General features: G+C 64.7%; 12 protein-coding genes. 4 read left to right on the top strand and 8 right to left on the bottom strand.

Translation table 11 applies throughout. The features are described from left to right. Window positions 1-32: 32 nt before the first annotated feature. The 3 genes from ACFU4Z_RS18445 to ACFU4Z_RS18435 all read right to left on the bottom strand — a co-directional run bounded on the left by ACFU4Z_RS18445 (window position 33) and on the right by ACFU4Z_RS18435 (window position 2935). The gene (locus ACFU4Z_RS18445) at window positions 33-1364 is read right to left on the bottom strand and encodes an MFS transporter (RefSeq protein WP_379064430.1); all 1332 of its coding nucleotides are present in this window, start codon (window positions 1362-1364) and stop codon (window positions 33-35) included. A 122-nt stretch (window positions 1365-1486) separates the two neighbouring features. Next, window positions 1487-2536: a 3-keto-5-aminohexanoate cleavage protein gene (locus ACFU4Z_RS18440; RefSeq protein WP_379064428.1), complete on the bottom strand. Its 1050-nt coding sequence runs from the start codon at window positions 2534-2536 to the stop codon at window positions 1487-1489. Between the two features lie 48 nt (window positions 2537-2584). Beyond that, a complete protein-coding gene (locus tag ACFU4Z_RS18435; protein ID WP_379064836.1) occupies window positions 2585-2935 on the bottom strand; it encodes a carboxymuconolactone decarboxylase family protein in 351 nt (116 codons plus the stop codon). Window positions 2936-3100: 165 nt separating this feature from the next. Here ACFU4Z_RS18435 and ACFU4Z_RS18430 point away from each other — a divergent pair, with 165 nt between their 5' ends. Both ACFU4Z_RS18430 and ACFU4Z_RS18425 read left to right on the top strand, forming a co-directional pair. Next, window positions 3101-4093 carry an AraC family transcriptional regulator gene (locus ACFU4Z_RS18430; RefSeq protein WP_379064426.1) on the top strand — a complete coding sequence of 331 codons (993 nt, stop codon included), beginning with the start codon at window positions 3101-3103 and terminating at the stop codon, window positions 4091-4093. A gap of 1716 nt (window positions 4094-5809) precedes the next feature. Beyond that, window positions 5810-7279: an amino acid permease gene (locus ACFU4Z_RS18425; protein WP_379064424.1), complete on the top strand. Its 1470-nt coding sequence runs from the start codon at window positions 5810-5812 to the stop codon at window positions 7277-7279. A 1213-nt stretch (window positions 7280-8492) separates the two neighbouring features. Here ACFU4Z_RS18425 and ACFU4Z_RS18420 read toward each other — a convergent pair. Both ACFU4Z_RS18420 and ACFU4Z_RS18415 read right to left on the bottom strand, forming a co-directional pair. Next, window positions 8493-9884 carry an ATP-binding protein gene (locus ACFU4Z_RS18420; RefSeq protein ID WP_379064422.1) on the bottom strand — a complete coding sequence of 464 codons (1392 nt, stop codon included), beginning with the start codon at window positions 9882-9884 and terminating at the stop codon, window positions 8493-8495. Continuing rightward, the gene (locus tag ACFU4Z_RS18415; RefSeq protein ID WP_379064420.1) at window positions 9881-10552 is read right to left on the bottom strand and encodes a response regulator transcription factor; all 672 of its coding nucleotides are present in this window, start codon (window positions 10550-10552) and stop codon (window positions 9881-9883) included. Before ACFU4Z_RS18415 ends, ACFU4Z_RS18420 begins: the two co-directional genes overlap by 4 nt. 76 nt (window positions 10553-10628) lie before the next feature. On the opposite strand from ACFU4Z_RS18415, the gene ACFU4Z_RS18410 reads away from it, so the two are divergent. After that, window positions 10629-12608, top strand: a complete 1980-nt coding sequence (locus tag ACFU4Z_RS18410; RefSeq protein WP_379064418.1) for a glycoside hydrolase — start codon at window positions 10629-10631, stop codon at window positions 12606-12608. Between the two features lie 4 nt (window positions 12609-12612). Then, window positions 12613-13566 (top strand): endonuclease/exonuclease/phosphatase family protein, encoded by a 954-nt coding sequence (locus ACFU4Z_RS18405; RefSeq protein ID WP_379064416.1) that lies wholly within the window; start codon window positions 12613-12615, stop codon window positions 13564-13566. A gap of 542 nt (window positions 13567-14108) precedes the next feature. Here the strand turns inward: ACFU4Z_RS18405 and ACFU4Z_RS18400 are convergent. The 3 genes from ACFU4Z_RS18400 to ACFU4Z_RS18390 form a co-directional block, all read right to left on the bottom strand. After that, window positions 14109-14561 (bottom strand): hypothetical protein, encoded by a 453-nt coding sequence (locus ACFU4Z_RS18400; RefSeq protein WP_379064414.1) that lies wholly within the window; start codon window positions 14559-14561, stop codon window positions 14109-14111. A gap of 199 nt (window positions 14562-14760) precedes the next feature. Next, entirely contained in the window at window positions 14761-16257 is a 1497-nt protein-coding gene (locus ACFU4Z_RS18395) for an SDR family oxidoreductase (RefSeq protein WP_379064412.1), read from the bottom strand. Window positions 16258-16317: 60 nt separating this feature from the next. After that, window positions 16318-16971, bottom strand: a complete 654-nt coding sequence (locus tag ACFU4Z_RS18390) for a fasciclin domain-containing protein (protein ID WP_379064410.1) — start codon at window positions 16969-16971, stop codon at window positions 16318-16320. Window positions 16972-19299 lie beyond the last annotated feature (2328 nt).

Genomic DNA, 19299 nt, shown 5'->3' with positions numbered 1-19299 from the left:
GGCCGCCGGCCGAGCGGGCGAGCGCGGTGCGCTCAGGCAGCCAGCGGCAGGGTGTCGAGCCGGGCCAGGCGGCGTAACCCGGCCGGGTAGGCGCGGCGGCCGAGGACCAGGGCGATGATGGCGCCGAGGTAGGCCAACGGCACCGTACGCAGGGCGCCGGCCAGCCCGTAGCGGTCGGCAAGGAAGCCGACCATGAGCGGGCCGAGCGCGAGCCCGAAGATGTTGTTGGCCAAGGTGACCGTTGCGAACGCGGTGGCACGCACGCTGTGATGGGTGAGACTGGCCACCATCGAGGAGGTGGCTCCGGCAGAGCCGGCGGCAGTCAACGCCCCTAACGCCAGCATGGTCAGCTGCGCGGGGCCGGTGCCGAGACTGAATGCGACGGTCAGCAGGATCAGCGAGATCGTGCAGTAGATCAGTGCGCTGCTCCACTGGCGGGCCGGATCGGTGCGACCGATTCGGTCGGTGATGATGCCACACACGATCATTCCGGTGCCGATGATCAGCACGTATATCGAGGCCACAAGGCCTGCGCGGTCCGGGGGCATCGAATAGGAACGGTTGAAGAAGCTTGGCAGCCAGGCCATCAGCACCGCCCCAACGAACAACTGCAGGCCACCACCAACATAGGCACACCACAGCGACACCGACGAGAACAGGCTCGATAGCGGCGCACGAGCGCCGTTGTGCGGTACCGAACTCGTGTCCGTCGCCTGTGCCTGTGTGACCTGGTGGCGGCTCAGGGCGGATTCGGTGACCAGAGCCCGGAACGCGGCGACCAGCAGTAGCCCTATCGCCGCCATGACGGCGAAGGCCCACCGCCAGCCGATGTGTGCGGCGAGGATGCCGCCCAGCGCGACACCCACGACCGAACCGAAGGAGCCGCCGGCGAGAAACGCACCACTGAGCGAGGCCCGCAAGTGGGGTGCGAACACGGCCAGCATCACCGCCACCCCGACACTGCCGTACGCGGCTTCCCCGACCCCGACCAGGAGCCGCGCGCCGAGCATCTGGCCGTAGCCGGTAGCCAGTGCGCACAGCAGCGTGGCTATGCTCCAGACAATCGCCATGATCAGCATGCTGCGCACGCGGCCCCACCGGTCGGCCGCCAGCGACAGTGGAAACGCCAACAGGCCCACCATCAACGCCACGACACTGCTCAGCGAGCCCAACTGCGAATCCGACAGCCCCCACTCGGATTTCAGCAGCGGAAACACCGCCGACAGCACCTGTCGAGACATGTAGTCCGACAGCATCAACCCGAAGGTCAACCCGAACACGATCCACGGAAAGATCCGGGAACGAGCGCTCGAGGTCGCTGATGTATCGGAGGAAAGAACGGCGGTGGTGGTATGGAGATCCATGGCGCTTCCTCGAGCCTGGTGGAACGGATGGACCGGGCCAGCTGCGCCGGTACCGGACGACGAAGAGAAAGAGGGGCAACGCGCGGGTCGGTGGGCCCAGCCCGCGCGCTGCCCGGCGAATATCAGGCGTGGTGGAGGAATCCGACTTGACCGGGTTGACGGTTGGGCGGGAATCCGATCTTCGCCAGCGCCTCATCGGTGTCGGCGTAGACCTCATCGAACAGGTAGATATCGCGTGCTTCCTTGCAGGAAGCCACGCTCCGGCCCAACTCGTCGGCAATCCGGACCATCTGCTCCACCTGCTCCACCGAGGTGCGCCGCTCCCCCTTACGGCCCCACAGATTGTCCTCGATGCCCACCCGCACATGCTGGCCCAGCGCGATCGCGATCGTGCACATCGGCGTCACATTGCGCATGATCGTCTCGATCGTCAGCACCGCACCATCTGGCGTCCGGCGAATGAACTCGATGAGATCCGCGGGATGCACGCCCGCGGCACCACCGCCGATAGCGACGTAGTTCAGCACCAGCGGGCCGGTGTAAATGCCACGGCGAATCAACCGCTCCACCGTTTCCAGCTGAGGCAGCGCGCCGAGCATGAATGCCGGCTGGATGCCCGCAGCGGTCAAACGGCGCAGATGTTCGATATAGAACTCCGGACCCGCCTCGACCACCATGTCGCGGTATGCCTTGTGCAGCACGGGATTCTGCAGTGACGTCCCGGCGATATCGTCATCGCTGAGCAACTCCATGATGTTCATCTGGCTGGTGTTGATGGCGATGGTGACCTGATCCGGTGCGGGATCGAGGTCGGCCAGCAGATGGCGGGTGTCGTAGTCCAGCCATTCCGCTTTGTCGGCGCCTTCCGGCGGTGCGAACGAGATCGACCCCCCGACCTGCAGGATCATCTCCGGCACCGCTTCGCGCAGCCGGGCGAGCATCTCGTTGAACAGCTCGAGTCGCTTCGAGCCCCGACCATCGGCCTCACGTACGTGCACATGCAGCACCTGCGCGCCCGCGTTGTAGCAGTCCACCGCCTTCTGGATCTGCTCGTCCATCGTCACCGGAATGTCGTCGGAATCCCCTGGCAAGAACTCCGGCCCATACGGGGCCACCTGAATGACAAGCTTTTCCTGATTCTCCGGCAACAACGAATCGTCTAGATACTGCATGATCGTCCTTTCTGAAATCTGATCGAATGTGGTTTTGTGGAGCGCTTTTTACTGCTGCTCCGTGCGGCGACGCTCCAATGCGTCGAGCTCTTCGGCAAGAATGGGCACGCCGACATTGCATGCATGAATGCCCAGCACGCTGGTCAGCTCGAGCACCGCGAGAATCTCTTCTCGGGAGACTCCGAGCTCGAGGGCTGCACGGATATGTCGGCGCACCCCGGGGGAATACATGTGGGTACAAGCGGCATCGACCGCGATGCTCAACAGCTCGACGAACTGCGGGGGCAGCACGCCGCGGCGAATCGGGAGCGAACCCATCGACATGAACTGCTCGGTCCACTCCGGATCCCAATCGAACAACTTGTCCCACAACGGATTCCACGCACCACCCGCACGCATCGAATCGATGACCGGCGTAGCCGGGGATGAAGATGTTGTCGTGCGTGTCACAGCACTCCTCTGATGGCATCGAATGTGAATGCCGTCACGGTATGCGCCAAAAGGCGGCAAAGTTTGACCAATCGAGTCATATGATTTGACCATCTGGGCACAGAAGGAGTGGCGATGGTGACGACAATGGTTCGCAGCGCCTCGCTGTCCGGCTATGTCGACCTGACCCTGTCCCTCGGGCTGGACCCGATGCTGCTGCTGCGCTCGGTCGGCATCGGCCCTGCAGGACTGACTGCCAGCGACACCTGGCTACCCGGCGAGGCAGTCAACGAACTCCTGGAACGCTCCGCCGCCGACGCCAACTGCGACACCTTCGGGCTACGCCTCGCCGAACGTCGTGGCCTGTCCAACCTCGGCCCCGTCGCCCTCGTCGCCCGCGAAGAACCTGACATCCGCAGCGCGATGCACATCGTGCTGCGCTACATCACCCTGCACAATGAAGCGCTGCGCATCCGGCTCACCGAAACCAACAGCCTGACCACCATCCACATCCGCGCGGCCGCAGGAGTATCACTCGGCCGACAAGCCACCGAACTCGCCGTCGGCGCGACCTACCGGATCCTGCGCGAATTTTTCGGCCCCACCTGGCAACCGGTATCGGTCTGCTTCACCCACCCCGCACCACCCGACATCGACACCCACCACCAGATCCTCGGTCCCTCAATAGAATTCGGCCAAGGCTTCGACGGCATCGTCTGCTACTCCCTCGACCTCGACGCCGCAAACCCCCTCGCCGACCCCCTGCTCCACCCCTACGCTCGAGAATACCTGCGAACACTCGCCCCACCCGGCGAAACCATCGCCGACCAAGCCCGCGCCATCATCGAATCCTTACTCCCCGTCCAACGCTGCTCGGCCGCCGCCGTGGCCGACCGGCTGGGCATGGACCGCCGCACCCTACACCGGCACCTTGCCCGCACCGGCGAAACCTTCACCACCATCCTCGACACCACCCGCCTCGACCTCGCCGGCCGCTACCTCACCCACCGCGACCGCACCCTCACCGACATCGCCACCGAACTCGGGTTCTCCGAACTCAGCGCCTTCTCACGATGGTTCCGCCACCACAACGGCCACAGCCCGAGCCAATCCCGGCGCCAGACATGAAACTCCGACCATCGCGCTTTCGCGCCGAACCGACCACCGGTCGCGAACCCGGCGCGCGCGCCGTGACGGGCGGACCAGAACACGCGGAAGGGCGCGCGGCCGTCGCGCAGATGCGTACGGCGGCCGCCGAATGCAGTGGGACGACCGATTGAATCCGCCCGATACACGTCTTGGCGGCTCAGGGAAACGTTGCTGCTGTCGGGAATGGTCCCATCGATCGGATCAGTCGGTGATGCCTACGATTGTGAGAATGAGTTCGCCGCCCTGATGTCGAAGGTTTCTCGATCTCCATGCGCTTGAACGACATTCGGTACCAGCATCGTCAACGGCGGAGGTGCCGATGCCGGTATCGTGTCAGGAGCTCCCGTCGTGCCCGGTGTCGTCGACGCTGACAGGTGCATAACGTCCGACTGCGCGGCCCTACGCGGCAGGATATGCCGGACCGATCATGCGGACCCCGTTGACGGCGTTGTGCTGGGTTCGGTCGGTGAGCAACGATAAAGTTTGCCATCGATCGTCGCCCAAGTTTGGTTCCTACCCATGTACTTGCACTGGTCGATGTCCGACTCGAGGTAGAGGCCCCCTACGCAATGGGTGACAGCCGAAATAATCCCTTGATTCGAGCTGTACTCAACGCATTCGGGCGCCGGCTCGAGGTCCTCCGTCTGAGCGACGGCCGTACCGCACAACAGCATCGGCCCCGCGACCAGCAGGCCGCCAACGATCCTCTTCAGCACGAAAACTCCTCTCGCAGTAGCGAAGAACCAACCACTGCCGGGTCGGCCAATAGACCCGAGAAGTGCTCGCAGCCACATCGGCTCGGCACAAAGGTTGCGTCAGAGACTCTATCAGCGTGAAGGCGACGGTAGGCGCAGCAAGGATGTCGGCGGCAAAGCGGTCGCGGTCGGCCCAGCCGCGGTTAGCTCGACTCGCTGATCGCCCCGTTAACGGGTTTCGCAGCAGCGCCTCACCCGAGCGTTTGCGCAGAAGTCCTCGACTTGCGCTGGGATCCACTGATTCGGGCGGGTTGAGTGTCGTTCACGCTGGTCGTCCCGACGCCGCCATTCCGTGCCCGGGCTCGGCGCGCGGGGCAGGTGGTACCGCGGCTGCGATCGACGACGTGTCACTGAACGGCAGGTGTATCGCGTCCACGAAACCGCTGACCGCGGCCGGGCGCGATGTGGCGCGGCGGCTTCCAGCGTCCTCCGGTCGAGCGGCAAGTCGCGCTCATCCGCTCCCTACCGAAGATCCCACGGTTCCAGACGCAGACTCAGCGGCTCAACAGAATATATAGCAGGAATCCGCCATCTTCTCAGAATGATCTGCATCAGAATGTACAGACCTGCGAGGAATATTCATACTTGTTATCGGCCTTCTGGTGAGGCACCTCACATCCACCATCGGATACAGCGCTGTCGCCCAATCCTCGACACACATGTTCTGGAGCTTGCCCGTGAAGATCGGAATCTTCCGCGATATCAAGAACCACACATACGCCGCTCACATAATGGCCGCCTAGCCATCCCTGATGGGCTGGGCGCTCCCGTCCCTACCAGGCAAAAATTCTCGGCCGAGGGACCGCAACATTCGGAGGCCGCGTCCTCCGTTCGACGAATCAACCGGAATCAATCCAGACAATGACCCGCGGCCGCGTAGCGAAGAGACCCGCGACCCTCGACGTGTTGCCGCAGCCGCAGTCACCGAAGGAGTGGATGCATGACGATCCCCGATGAGCAGAACCAGACGACGAGGAACAGGAGTGCGCCGCAGGCACTCACAACCATCGAGTCGGAGGGCTACGCCCGCGGATTGACTCCGAGGACGATACAGATGATCGCGATCGGTGGGGCGATCGGCACCGGCCTGTTCTACGGCTCGGCCGGAGCGATCGCACAGGCGGGCCCCGCGTTGATTCTGTCGTATCTCGTTGCGGGCCTGGCCGTCTTCGTCGTCATGCGCGCATTTGGCGAGTTGCTGACGTACCGACCGGTGTCCGGCAGTTTCGCAGAGTACGCCAACGAGTTCCTCGGCCGCTTCGCCGGGTTCGCCACCGGTTGGACCTACTGGGCGGTGTGGGTAAGCACCTGCATGGCCGAGATCACCGTCGCGGGCAAGTACGTCGAGTACTGGTTCGACATCGAGCCGTGGATCACCGCGCTCATCGTTTTGACCGCACTGTTCGGTGCGAACATGATCTCGGTACGGCTGTTCGGGGAAGCCGAGTTCTGGTTCTCCGCTGTCAAGATCACCGCGATCGTCGGTATGATCATGATCGGGATCGGAGTCTTGACAATAGGATTCGGTCACGCCGCGCAGCCGTCCGTGACCAACCTATGGAACGACGGAGGGGTGTTCCCCCACGGTTTCGGACAGTCTCTGATGACCTTGCAAGTCGTGCTGTTCGCCTACGTTGGCGTCGAACTCGTCGGCGTGACCGCGGGCGAGGCCCGCGACCCGAAGAAGACGCTGCGAAAAGCGATCAACACTCTCCCGATCCGCATCGGCCTGTTCTACATCGGTTCGCTTCTGGTGATCATGTCAGTTGCCAGTTGGCGAACGTTTCACGCGGGAAGAAGTCCGTTCGTCGAAGTCTTCGAGCAGATCGGAATCCCCGCCTCGGCCGGCATCATCAACTTTGTACTGCTCACCGCCGCACTGTCTTCGTGCAACTCCGGCATCTACTCCACGGGGCGGATGCTGCGCAGCCTGTCGCTGCGAAGGGAAGCACCCGCCGTGGTCGGCACACTCAACTCCCGCTCGGTACCCTTCGCTGGAATCTGTCTCTCCGCCGGCGTCATGGTCCTCGGCGTGATTATCAACGCCATCGCCCCTGACAAGGCATTCGCCTACATCACCTCGGTCTCCACCGTCGGCATCATCTTCGTCTGGGGAATCATTCTTGTCTGCCACATGATCTATCGCGCCCGCGTCAGGGCCGGCGCCCTGCCTGCCAGCGACTACCGACTGCCCGCCGCACCGGTGACCACCTCGTTCGCGCTCGCACTCCTCGTTCTCGTCGTGATCCTGCTGTTGTTCACCGACAGCGGGCGCACCGCCGTCATAGTCGGCGCCTTGTGGGCGGTGGCCGTCAGTGCGGGATACCTCATGCTGACCCGACTGACGCCACAAGATCGGCGTCCTCGGCCTGCAAGCGCGCCCCCTGAACATCCTGCTTTTCGAAGGTGATGCTGGTGAACGATCCTGACGTCCCCGCCACTGCGCAGAGTCCGATCTGATTCGGGAACAGTCAGGAAAAGCAGGACATGCCGAAACAGTGACCCGCTTCGTCCGGCGTTCGTAGCCGGTGCGCAACTTCGAGTTCGCACGAAATCAGAATCAGGCAGATCAAATGACTCAGCTGAACGACTCGCCAAGGGATCTAACGGTCAGCACGCTACGGTGCCGCATCGGAGCACATTCCGGTGGCGTCGTCCTCGCAGCCACTGCGCGCCGCCGCGATGCAAGCCGTCGCATCGGCAACAGCGCTTGCGAGACTTGCCGACGGCACACTTCTACCTCCGCTATCGGTTGCAGGCGGTGAGCGATGCATCTGAACGGATCTACACCCTTGACCGACCGAACGGGCGGCCACACATCGCCAGCCAGGACGGTCCCGTTATTGGAGCCTGCGCATCTAATTCAGGCGATCTCAGGCCGCTCTACCAGTGGACTCCCCCTCGTTAGATGGGTACGAGAACTCGGTGATATGCATGCCGAACTAATACCGGTACAGGTCTCCCGGGCACAGCAGAACAGAGCGACTTCTTGCGAGCAGCTTCGCGCAGGGATCGATCGAGTCGTGCATGAGATCGATTTGTGGGCGACGCGGAACATATCGCGTACGAAAAGTGCACGCAAGCATACGCATTCGCTCGGTGAGGTGATGAGCCACATCGCTAAAATCTACGCTGAAACGTGGTGGACGGTACTACATTCGGCAGATGAAGAAATACGCCACCAAGCATGGTTTCACCTGAGCGAGGCCCGAGAGGGCTACGCAGAAATGGTGAAGGAGATACGAGCACGACGCCTCCAATTGCCGTTGGGATGGATGGGAATTCGGATGTGTGCCGGATAGCCCGAGCACACCACCCAGCCACCGAAACCTAGATTCAGCCTCGGACGTAGCCGCCGCCTTTGGGTTCCGGAAGTAGGGACACTGCTGGCGATGGAAGGTCCGCTGCTTCTGGTGCAACACGCCGCATGACTTCGGCTATGTCGAGATCGACCACATCATTCCGCACAGCGCGCCGCAACCTCAGCGCGACAAGCTTGTGGTGCAACTGCTCGGCTGCAAACACTCGATGCCGGATGCGACTTCGATGCACCTAGGACTCGTACTGGACTGCCCCCACTACTGTTTGCTGTTTCTGGGAATAGACCTGGCGAGCTGCCGAAATCAGCTGGTGCGGATGGCAGGAAGGTTCAGTTCAAGGATTGCTCCGCCGTCCGGCACCGACCCGGCGATAACTGTGGCTCCGTGCAGTTCGGCGACCTGTGCCACGATGGCCAATCCGAGTCCGTGGCCGGTTCGGCTACCTTCGGTGCTGGATCGGTAGAAGCGGTCGAAGACGCGTGGCAGGTCTTCGGCGGCGATTCCGGGGCCGTGGTCGCGCACTGTCAAACGGTGATCACGGAGGCCGATGTGGACCTTTCCGTGTGGCGGGCTGAATTTGGCGGCGTTGTCGAGGAGGTTGGTGACGGCTCTGCTGAGGCGGGCGGGTGCGCCGTGGATCGTTGTCGGTTCCAGATGCTCAGCGAAGATTATTGTGGGCCAATGCCTTCGGGCGGTCTTGATGCAGTCCGCGACGAGGGTGTCCAGCCGGAGATCCTCGAAGGGTTCGTGCATGGCATTCGGGTCGTCGGCGCGGGCGAGGTCGATGAGGTCGGTGACTAGTCCGGAGAGTTCTTCGGATTGGACGCGCAGTGCGTCGCCGGTGTCGGCGAGTTGCTGTGGAGTGAGGCGCTCGGCGCGTCGCAACAGGTCGATATCGGTGCGTAGCGCGGTGAGCGGGGTGCGCAGTTCGTGCGAGGCGTCGGCGACCAGACGACGCTGAGCCGCACGGGAATTGCGCTCCGCGCTCAGCGCCTGGTCGAGTTCGTCGAGCATGGTGTTGAAACTGCGGGCCAGACTGGCGAGTTCATCGGAGCCGCTCACGTCGATGCGGTGGCGAGGGTCGCGGGTGGTGGCGACACGTTCGGCGGCCCGCGTCAGCGAGGTGACCGGAGCCAGCGCGTTTCGCGCCAAGAGGAACCCGGCGCCGATCGCGAGCATGGTGCCTGCCGTGGCCGCGGCGAGGAGTGCGAGGCCGACGCGGCGCAGGCCGGTGTCGACGGGGTCGGACCGCTGCGCGACCTGGACGGCGCTGCCGGGCTGCAACTGGGCGGTGTACATCCGCAGCGGGTACCCGTCGAGGGTGATGTCGGTGTAGTAGGCCTGCCGCGATCCGGCTGCCACTGCGCGGGTTTCGGTGTCGACCGGCAGCGAGTCTTCGGGGTCGTGCTGGGATGCGATGCGACCGTCGGCGGCGACCACCTGAACGCAGCTCGGTGCAGCCAGATATCGGCACGGTCCGGACATCGCGGCGATATCCGGCTCGGCGGCGAACTGCCGGGTGATCCGGGTGGTCTCGCGACGCAGTCCGAGATCGAGGGCACTGTTCATTTCGTGGCTGACCACGGCGTAGGCGGCCAAGCCCATGCCTGTGAGTGCCAGCGTTATCGCGAGAACGAAGAGGCCAGCGATGCGTCCACGCAGCGACCGTGTCAGCCGATCGACGCGCAGCCTCATGGCGGTCCGAGCCGGTAGCCCACACCTCGGATGGTATGGATGAGCCGTGGCTGCGCATCGACCTCCAGCTTGCGCCGCAGATATCGGATGTAGACCTCGAGCGAGTTCGACGATTGGCCGAGCTCGTGCCCCCATACCCGTTCGATCAGTGTCTCGCGGGGCAGGGCCTGGCCGCTGTTGCGCAGGAACACCTCGAGCAGCGCGAACTCGGTCCGGGTGAGCTCGACCACCCGTTCGCCGCGCCAGACCTGATGCGCGGTGGTGTCCATGACGAGGTCCGCGCAGGACAGTACGGCTCCGTCGTCCGGATAGGTGCGACGCACCAGTGCCCGCACCCTGGCCAGCAGTTCGTCCAGGTCGAAGGGTTTGACCAGGTAATCGTCGGCGCCTGCGTCGAGGCCCGCGATGCGATCGGCCACCGCGTCGCGAGCGGTGAGCATCAGGATCGGGGTGCGATCACCGCGCGCACGGAGTTGCTTGCATGCGGTCACACCGTCCATGAAGGGCATCAGGACATCCAGCAGCACCACCTCGGGATGCCACCGCTGTATCTCGGTGAGCGCGGCGGCGCCGTCGCGGACGGCGCGGGTCTCATAACCCTCGCTGTCCATCGCGCGCACGAGTGCGTCACGTACCGCGGCTTCGTCGTCGACCACCAAGACGCGCATGGTCGCCCATAATACGGAGCCGCCGCGGCAGGCCTTTCTCACCGGACTCTCATCCGGTGTCGGAAACGTGCAGGATATGAGATGGCAAAGCCTCGATCGAATCGACCGATCCACCGCGGCGGCGACAGCAACGGTCCTGTGCTCGACTGTTGCCCTGTGCCTGGCCGCGGCGCTGAGCACAGCAGCTTGCGGCCGCCCAACTACCGCCGAACCACCGCGGGTTCGTGGCAGCCACGTTGTGATCCCGGTCAACGGCGGCCGCGCCGATGTGGATACCACCACGCTTGCGCTTACCGCCGAGGGAGTCGGGATCGATCTTTCCGCCCCGGCCCAGAGCGAGCTCGGTCCGGTCGGAGCGATCCGGGTAGACGGTGACGTCGCCACCTGGACCTACCCTGACCGAGCGCTCACCGCCTCGGCCGCCGCCGAGCACGGCCGACTCCGGGTCACGCTGCGTAGCGATCGCGACGGACGCCTCGTGTGGCCGGTGACCGGCGCTGACCCGGCCGCGGTGTCGCTGCAGCTGCCGCGCGGCGAGGGCCTTTCGCTGCCCGTAGCGGACCCGTTCTGGAATTCCCCCGATGCCACCCTCGTCGACAGCGCGCTCGATATGACGTCTGGGCTGACCATGCCGTTCTGGGGCTATCGCATCGGGGATCGCGGCGTGGGCTACATCGTGCCCACCGACATCGGCACCGCATTGACCGTGACCTCCACCGAAGGCAGATTGCAGACCCGAGCCGCGCACGAATTCGATGCCCGCGCGGAAACCAGCGAATACACGGTGACCTTCGCCTTGACCGATGCAGACCCGATCGCCGCCGCGAAGGACTACCGCAACTGGCTGATGGAGCACGACCAATTCCGGTCGCTCACCGACAAGATCCAGCAGAACCCGTCGATCGCCCGGCTGCTCGGAGCCTTCCACGCCTATGTGTTCGGCGACGGTAAGTCACCGGAGGCGATGCGGCAGCTGCACGACCTCGGCGTGAGCCGGATGTGGATCGGCTACGACGCCGACGACAACCCCATGCCGGCAGCGGCGATCGACGCCGCTGAACAGGCCGGATACCTTGCGGGACCGTATGATTCCTACGCCAACGCCCAGGATCCCGCCACTGCCGACAACCCCTCGTCCCGGTGGCCGGACCAGGTGTGGCCGGACAGTTGCGTACTGACAGCGGACGGAACGCCGCAGACCGGATTCGGCGACCGCGGCTGCTATCTGAGTTCGCAGGCACTGGCACAGGATTCGACGGTGCTCGACGACAGGTACGCCGCCATGACTGACAACGGGGCCGACACCTACTTCCTCGACGTCGATGCGGCGGGCGAGTTCTTCGACGACTACAGCGCGGAACACCCGATGAACCAGCGGCGGGATCGCGAAAACCGGCTCACCCGAATGCGATTGCTGGCGCAGGACCGGCACCAGGTGCTCGGGTCCGAGGCCGCGGGCGCTTGGGCCGCAAGGGATCTCGCGTTCAACCATGGCGCGCAGACTCCGGTGACCGACCTCCTGTGGCCGCTGGAACGCGATAGGGAGGTCTGGGGCGGCTACGCGCCCCCGGGTGCGCCGAGGGTCTTCTTCAAACCGGTCGATCTGCCCGCTGAGGTGGCTGAAGCCATGTTCGATCCCGCCTACCGGATTCCCCTGTACGAGACGGTGTTGCATGATTCGATCGTCAACGTCGACCGCTGGGAGTTGTCGTATTACAAGCTGCCGCAGCAGCGGACGATGCGAGCGTTGACCGCGGTGCTGAACAATACGCCGCTGAACTTCGTGCTCGACCGCGCGACGCTCGCCGATCACGGCACCGAAATCGCCCGTCTACAGCAGTTTTTCGCACCGTTGCACGAAAAAGCCGCCACGCTGCCGATGACGAGTTTCCAATGGCTGGCCGACGACCATTCGGTGCAGCACAGCGTCTTCGGCGACAACATGCTCACCGTGACAGCCAATTTCGGGTCGCAGACCTATGGCGAGTTGCCCGCCGGGTGTGTGGACGCCACGCTGGCCGACACCACCCCGCGCCGACTATGCCCGGGGCAGTGAACGAATGGCACTCCGGACGCACCGGATCACCCCGAGCCAGCGTTGTCGCGATCTCCTGTGTATCGGTGGCGCAGCGGTTCTCACCGTTGCGCTGATCGGACATGAGCGGGTACCCGATGTGTTCGGCGTCGGGGTCGTGCTGGACAGCGCGTTGCCCTGGCTCGGTGTGGGCATTCCGGTGCTCACGCTGACGGCCGCGCTGTGTCGGTCCAAGATGGGCGCACTGACCGTTCTGGCGCCGCTGATCGCTTGGACGTACCTGTTCGGCTCGTGGTGGGCGACCGGAACCGGCTCGGCCACGGTTCCACATTCGACACAGGTGAAGGTCGTCACGCAGAACCTCTACGCGGGTAACCAGCAACCGGCCGCCACCGCACGGGCATTGTCGGCGCTCGATGCCGATCTCATCGGTCTACAGGAGTTCTCGGCAGGAAACGCGGAAGCCGTGAGCTCGATCCTGGCCGGTGATCACCGGTATTACGTGGTGGAAGGAACTGTCGCGCTGTGGAGCCGTTATCCGATCTCGACGACCACCTCCGTCGATGTCGGTGTCGGTTGGCGCCGCGGCTTGCGCGCACACGTCGAAACTCCGCGCGGCGATCTGGTCGTCTACGTGCTGCACCTGCCGTCTTTTCGGCTTGGTGACACAGCGCAGCGCGACCACGGATTGATGACTCTGTCACGGAATTTGGCCTCCGATACCGCCGAGCGGGTCGTTGTGCTCGGAGACTTCAACACCACCGACACCGACCGTCGCTGGCAGGGATTCGCGCCCGGCTACCACGACACCCAGCGATCCGCCGGTTCCGGTCCCGGATTCACCTGGCCGGCAAAGCTTCCCGTCGTCCGGCCCGACCACGTGCTCATCCGCGGCGTCCGGGCAACCTCGTCGAAGGTAGACCGGACGCCCGGCACTGACCACCGCGCCGTGGCGGTCACCCTCGATCTCGAGCGGTAACCGCGTCATAGTCGTTGGACCACTTTCGCCCCACATTGCCGCGTAGTGGTTGGGGTGCTGTCGCCACGTCACGGAGAAGCGGAGAGGCCACTCCTACCATCAAGACCTGCGGGGATGTCGGCGGCTATTGATGGGGACCAACCCATCCGATCACAGACGAGGAACTGGCCGAGGAACTGCGCGCCGTAGGCCTGCCCGAGGTTGCCCGGGTGATCAACCCACGAAACACCGATGAACGCACTCCCTCCGGGACTACAACTGCATCCTCGCCGAGTCCTCACTGAATCACGTCTTGCCCGGGCCAGGTGGGCAACCGCTGGCGTTGGGCGAGGACGAATGGGATGGATCTTCGCCGAGGCCGCGTCGGCGAGGGCGGATTGCAGGGTTGCAGGATGGGGATGGCGATCTCCGATGCCGCTGCTCCGTCTAGGTCGCCGCTCTCCCAGCTTGCCACGCCAACGTCGGCTACGGTGCGCCCATACACACGGCGATGCCTCTCTGGATCCCAGAATGTAGTGGCGAGCAGGTGATGAGTTTCGGCTTCACCCCATTCGGCCAGTGCTCTCAGTGTTTTCGCAGGCTGATATACACCGTGGCGTTGTCCAGGCCCCCACCAGGCAATGGTTCTCGCCGTCGATACAGGCCAGCACGATCGACGGCCCATCGGACACGTTGCGCAACAACGGAATCGCCCGGTGCAGACTGCTAGTCACTGCCCAGGACAGCAGATGCTCGACATCGACGAACCCGGCTCCCCCACCCTGCTTTCCGATGATCTCGGCAAAAGCCGGGCGGCACAACCGATTCCACGTCGCCCCTACCCCGTGATGCGTGAGATGGGCAGTAATCATGGCAAGCAACTCGGCGGCGTCGAGCCGCGCCGCGGCGGAGATCACCGGCGCGAGGTCACCGAGCTGTGGCACCGGCACGGCCACCGCGCGGGTAGCCACCGCGGCGCTGGCCGGGCTCGCGCCCGCCCGCACCAACTCGACCATCCGAACCGCAACCGCGAAGTCGGTCGGTCTGTAGCGCCGATGCCGGCCCCGGCAGCGCTGCCATGGCCCGAGGCCCTATCGCTGATTCCAACTCCGCAACGTCGCCACCGGAATTCCGAGCCTGCGAGCCACCGCCCCGACGGAGTACTCGACCAGCGGCTCCGCGGACCACTCATCACTGCTCACAGACCCACCGCACTTACCCCGATCCCCCTGCACCCCACGACCTGACCGCCGCGGCGGGGGTGTGTTCGGCCGTCCCGGTGATGTTGCGGGCCATGCCACCGAACACGGCGTTGTGAAACGGTGTGATCGCCTTCCAGTAGAGGTGCCCGGCAAGTCCGTGCGGCTGGAAGATGGCGCGTTGCCGGTAGCGGGAACCCCCACCGGGGTCGGGCTCGACGCCGAGTTCGAGCCACGCAAGTCCCGGGACCCGCATTTCGGCGCGAAGCCGCAGCAGGTGGGGACGGTCGATGTGTTCGACGCGCCACCAGTCCAGCGCTTCGCCGGCGTGCAGACGGTGTGGGTCCTTGCGGCCGCGACGTAAACCGACCCCGCCGGCGACCCGGTCGATCCAGCCGCGCAGCGACCAGGCAAGCGGAAACGAGTACCAGCCGTTCTCGCCGCCGATGGATTCGATGACCGCCCACAGGGTGCCGGGGTCGGCATGGGTGTGGCGCTCACGCAGATCCTCGTAGAGTGAGCCGCCGGACCAGGCCGGGTCAGTGGGCAGCGGATCCGAGGGCGCGCCGGGCGTGCTGGCGTCCGACCAGCGGGTCGGCACCTCGGCGTTGCGGATGCGGGTCAGTGCCAGCTCCATGGCACGTTCGCAGCGGGTGAGGCCGTCCGCGGGGTCGGGGATGTACGCGGCGATGTCGTGATCGCCGCACACGACTTCGTGGACGAGAGATTCGATGAGCGGGACGGCCAGGGCACGCGGCACCGGGGTCACCAGATTGACCCATTGCGCCGACAGCCACGGCGTGAGCACCGGGACCGGCAGCACCACCCGACGAGTCAGCCCGGCGACCACCGCGTATTTGCGCATCATGGTCAGGTAGGTCAGGACGTCGGGGCCGCCGATATCGAACGGACGGTTGACGTCGGCGGGCAGCTCGGCGGCCCGCAAAAGGTAGTACACGACGTCGCGCACGGCGATAGGTTGGATGCGGTTGCGCACCCATCGGGGGGTGATCATCGCGGGCAGGCGTTCGGACAGGTAGCGCAGCATCTCGAAGCTGGCCGAGCCGGATCCAATGATGACTGCCGCGCGCAGTTCCACGGTCGGGACCCCGGATGCCCGCAGGATTTCTCCGACCTCGGCGCGGGAGGCGAGGTGGCGCGAGAGCTCCGCGTGCTCCGGGATGATGCCGCCGAGATAGACGATGCGCCTGACCCCGGCCGCGGTCGCCGCGTCCGCGACGACCCGCGCGGCGTGCTGGTCGATGTCATCGAAGTCCCGACGGGTCAACGAGTGCACCAGGTAGTAGACGACCTCCTGGTCGGCGACCGCGGCACGCACCTCGTCGTCATCGGTGACATCACCGCGGACCACCTCGACCCGATCTCGCCACGGCACCTCCGCCAATTTCGCCGGTGTCCGGGCCACCGCCCGGACGTGATGACCGGCCCGCGCCAGTTCAGGCACCAAGCGTCCGCCGATGTAACCGGTTGCGCCGAAAACCACACACCGCATGCTCGATCATCCTTCTTCCCGGTCATGGTGCATGAACGATGCATATCCAGCCGCGCCGTTTTACGCGGGTGGCATCAAGACCGAGTCGATCAGGTAGACGGTGGCGTTCGCCGTCTGCACTCCGCCACAGATCACCGAGGCGTCGGCGACCTTGATGTCGTCGCCCGACCGAGTAACGCTCACGGTGGCACCTTCGACGGTCTTGTGTTCGCCCGCGATCTGGCTCGGCGTCAGCCTTCCCGGCACCGCATGATAGGTGAGAATGGTTGTCAACTTCGCCGAATCGGTTTTGAGCGAATCGATCGTCGCCGCGTCGATTTTCGCGAATGCAGCATCCACAGGCGCGAAGATAGTGAACTCACCACCGTTGAGCGTGTCGACCAGGTTGACCTGCGGATTGAGCTGACCGGATACCGCCGCGACCAGCGTCTTCAGCAGCGGATTGTTCGATGCCGCGACAGCAACCGGCTCTTGCGCCATGCTGTCGACCGATCCGGGCCCGGTCGGCACCTGTTTCGCATAGTCAGCGCAACCGGGCCCGACCAAACCCGCCGCCGCACCGCCCGCCGCCGCCGAGGTAGGCATGGCCGAGGTGGGCATCGCTTTCGATGTCGTGGACGAGGAATCAGAGTTGTCGTCGGAGCAGGCCGAGGCGCCGAGCAAGGCTGCCGCCAAGGCCAGACCGGTCAATACCGAACGTTGGTTTTTCCTCATTGTTCTGTCACTTTCGTCGATTCGACCTCACAGGGTCGTGTGTTTTTGTATGGGCTGGCATCGCCTACGCCCAGGAGCCGTCAGCCGTTTCGAAGGGCCGGCGCTGCATCGCCCGTACCGCGCTCCATCAGCGATCCAGCACGACAATCTCGAGCACTATCCGAGTGTTGCACCATCTCGCCTCTAATGCATCGTTTTTGCATCGAATAATCGGGAAGGTGACGGCCCGTCCCAGTGGATGAGACCGCTCGGGACCAGAGTCCTGTTGGCCCCTGGTGAGTGCTGGCAGGGATGCCAGAGGTCACCGCCATGGACCGCGTCGCGCAAGTACATCCATTCGCCAAAGGAATGGGCATCGCCGCCCCGCAGATCGGGATCGACCGCCGTGCGGCCGTCCTCCGTCCCGCCGACCCGGCGGAACTACGAGCGGTAGCGACGCCTTCAATCGTCTCGCCGGCGGAATCGGGATCCTGCCCCGGCTGATGACCAAGACCCAGCACCGACCATGCTGGCACGCGAATTATCCTCCGTCCGAACCTATTTCCCAATTGGGTAAAGGGCCCCGCACTCAGCAGGCCAGCTGAACAGAAGGACTTGACAGGGAACTGTGCTCGTGACCGCATTTGCCAGCCGCAGGCTTGTGCCTCGACCAACGGCCGGTGCGCGCGATTCCGCCCACAGCCGCATCGGATCAAAGTCCCCCTGCGTCGGATGAAAGTTCGCAATCCGGCCTAGCCGACAGCGGCTCTCGTCAGCTGCGGCAGGCCGATGCGCCGTCCCGCTCGAGGCGGTCGCACCGGCCGTATCCGAGACTGAACCGGGAAGGAGGGCGGTCCAGTGCCGTGGAACGACGTGCTGTGGACGCCTCCACAGCACGCTCGAATGGTGATTCGTTGCCCCATCGGCGATCCCGAACCTACCCGGCCATCGTCGTGTCTTCGGTCGGCTTGACGCGAGTTAGGTGACAAACTAGGGCAGTCGTCAACTTCGGGTACGAATCAGCCGATTCGTACCGTGCGCGTGCCCACCGAGCTCCCGGTGGAATCCCACGCTGGGCAGCATGACCAGGCCGCTGTCGGGTAGCTCTGGGTGAGCTTCGTGCTGGACCGGCACCAAGCCCGCCTTCCTGCCGTCGCATCCCCTCGCCTCGCAGCGATGGACTGTCCCGGTGCCGATCACGCGGAGCTGGCCGCCCCTTGGCAAGCTCCGTCGCCGCAGTGCGGCCGGGCCGAATCCCTGGTAAACAGCGCGACAGGAACAGCGAGGTCACCGGCAATGACACGCATCGGCGCGCTGCATCGGCCCGTGCCGCACCCAACAGAATTACCAAGAGACCAATCGCTCCACCTGGGACCAGGGCAGGGACGACAGCGGCTGCGATGTCGTTCACCGTGCCATCGCTCGGACTGCAGATCGCCGCCACTGATTGAAGCGGATGCCATCAGCGCACCGGCGTGCTCGAGGTCGCCGCTAGTGAGTGCGGCAGGCGCTGACACGACCCGGATGAATGCTTGGGTGCGCGGCGGTGCGGCTGGCGTCAGTGCTTGCGCTGCGAATTGGCAGTTTCCCGAGCCGATCCGAGGTATCGGAAGGCATGCGAAGCGTCTTAGGCGAGTTCGGCAGCGTCGTAGTAGGAAATCCACTCCGGCTCGTCGTCTCTCCGCCGGGTCGAACAGATTCGGGTGGCCGCGCGCGGTCACCTGCGTCCTGCGGGTCCGGTAGAAGCGGCTCGGAAACAACACATATGGCATAGCCACAGGTCAGTGGCGATCGAGGCGGACGACGTCCGCGCGCGTGGGTGTTGTCGGCGGTGTCTGGCAGGGTTCGCCGTGTGACTGATCAGGTGATGGATTCGGGTGCCGCAGTATGCGGAGCGATTCGACGGACGACCCCGCGCCCGGTTGACGTGACGGAACTCCTACCCGGGCTCGCGGCGTGGGCTCGGGACACCATCCGTCTGCATCCGAGGCGGGGTACCCCGTCGAACAGGCAGAGCTCCGTCGGAGGGCCGTTGCTGTGGCCGGCAGATGAAGCGTGGCCGGTGTGCACCAGGCCGCACCAGGACCTCGGGAGGGGCACACCGAGCGCCCCTCAGGTGCCGATGGTTCCGGTTGTCCAGGCTTTCCGTTCGGATCTGCCGACCGGTGTTATGTCCTTCCCGCAGAACAGGGACGTTCTGCAGGTCCTGTGGTGCCCGTTCAATCACGACTTTCCGGCGTCGCCCTGGCCTGTGGTGTTCTGGCGTAACTCCCAAGCAGTCGGGGCCGTCCTTCCGGCACCTGCAGCCGATCCCGCAGCTGAAGACTGCCACGTGCCAGCGCCTTGCGT

Source organism: Nocardia sp. NPDC057440 (assembly GCF_042802915.1).
In the GTDB taxonomy this organism is placed as follows: Bacteria; Actinomycetota; Actinomycetes; order Mycobacteriales; family Mycobacteriaceae; genus Nocardia.
Note: the sequence above shows the minus strand (reverse complement) of the source record. Positions and strands in the feature narration are given on the sequence as shown.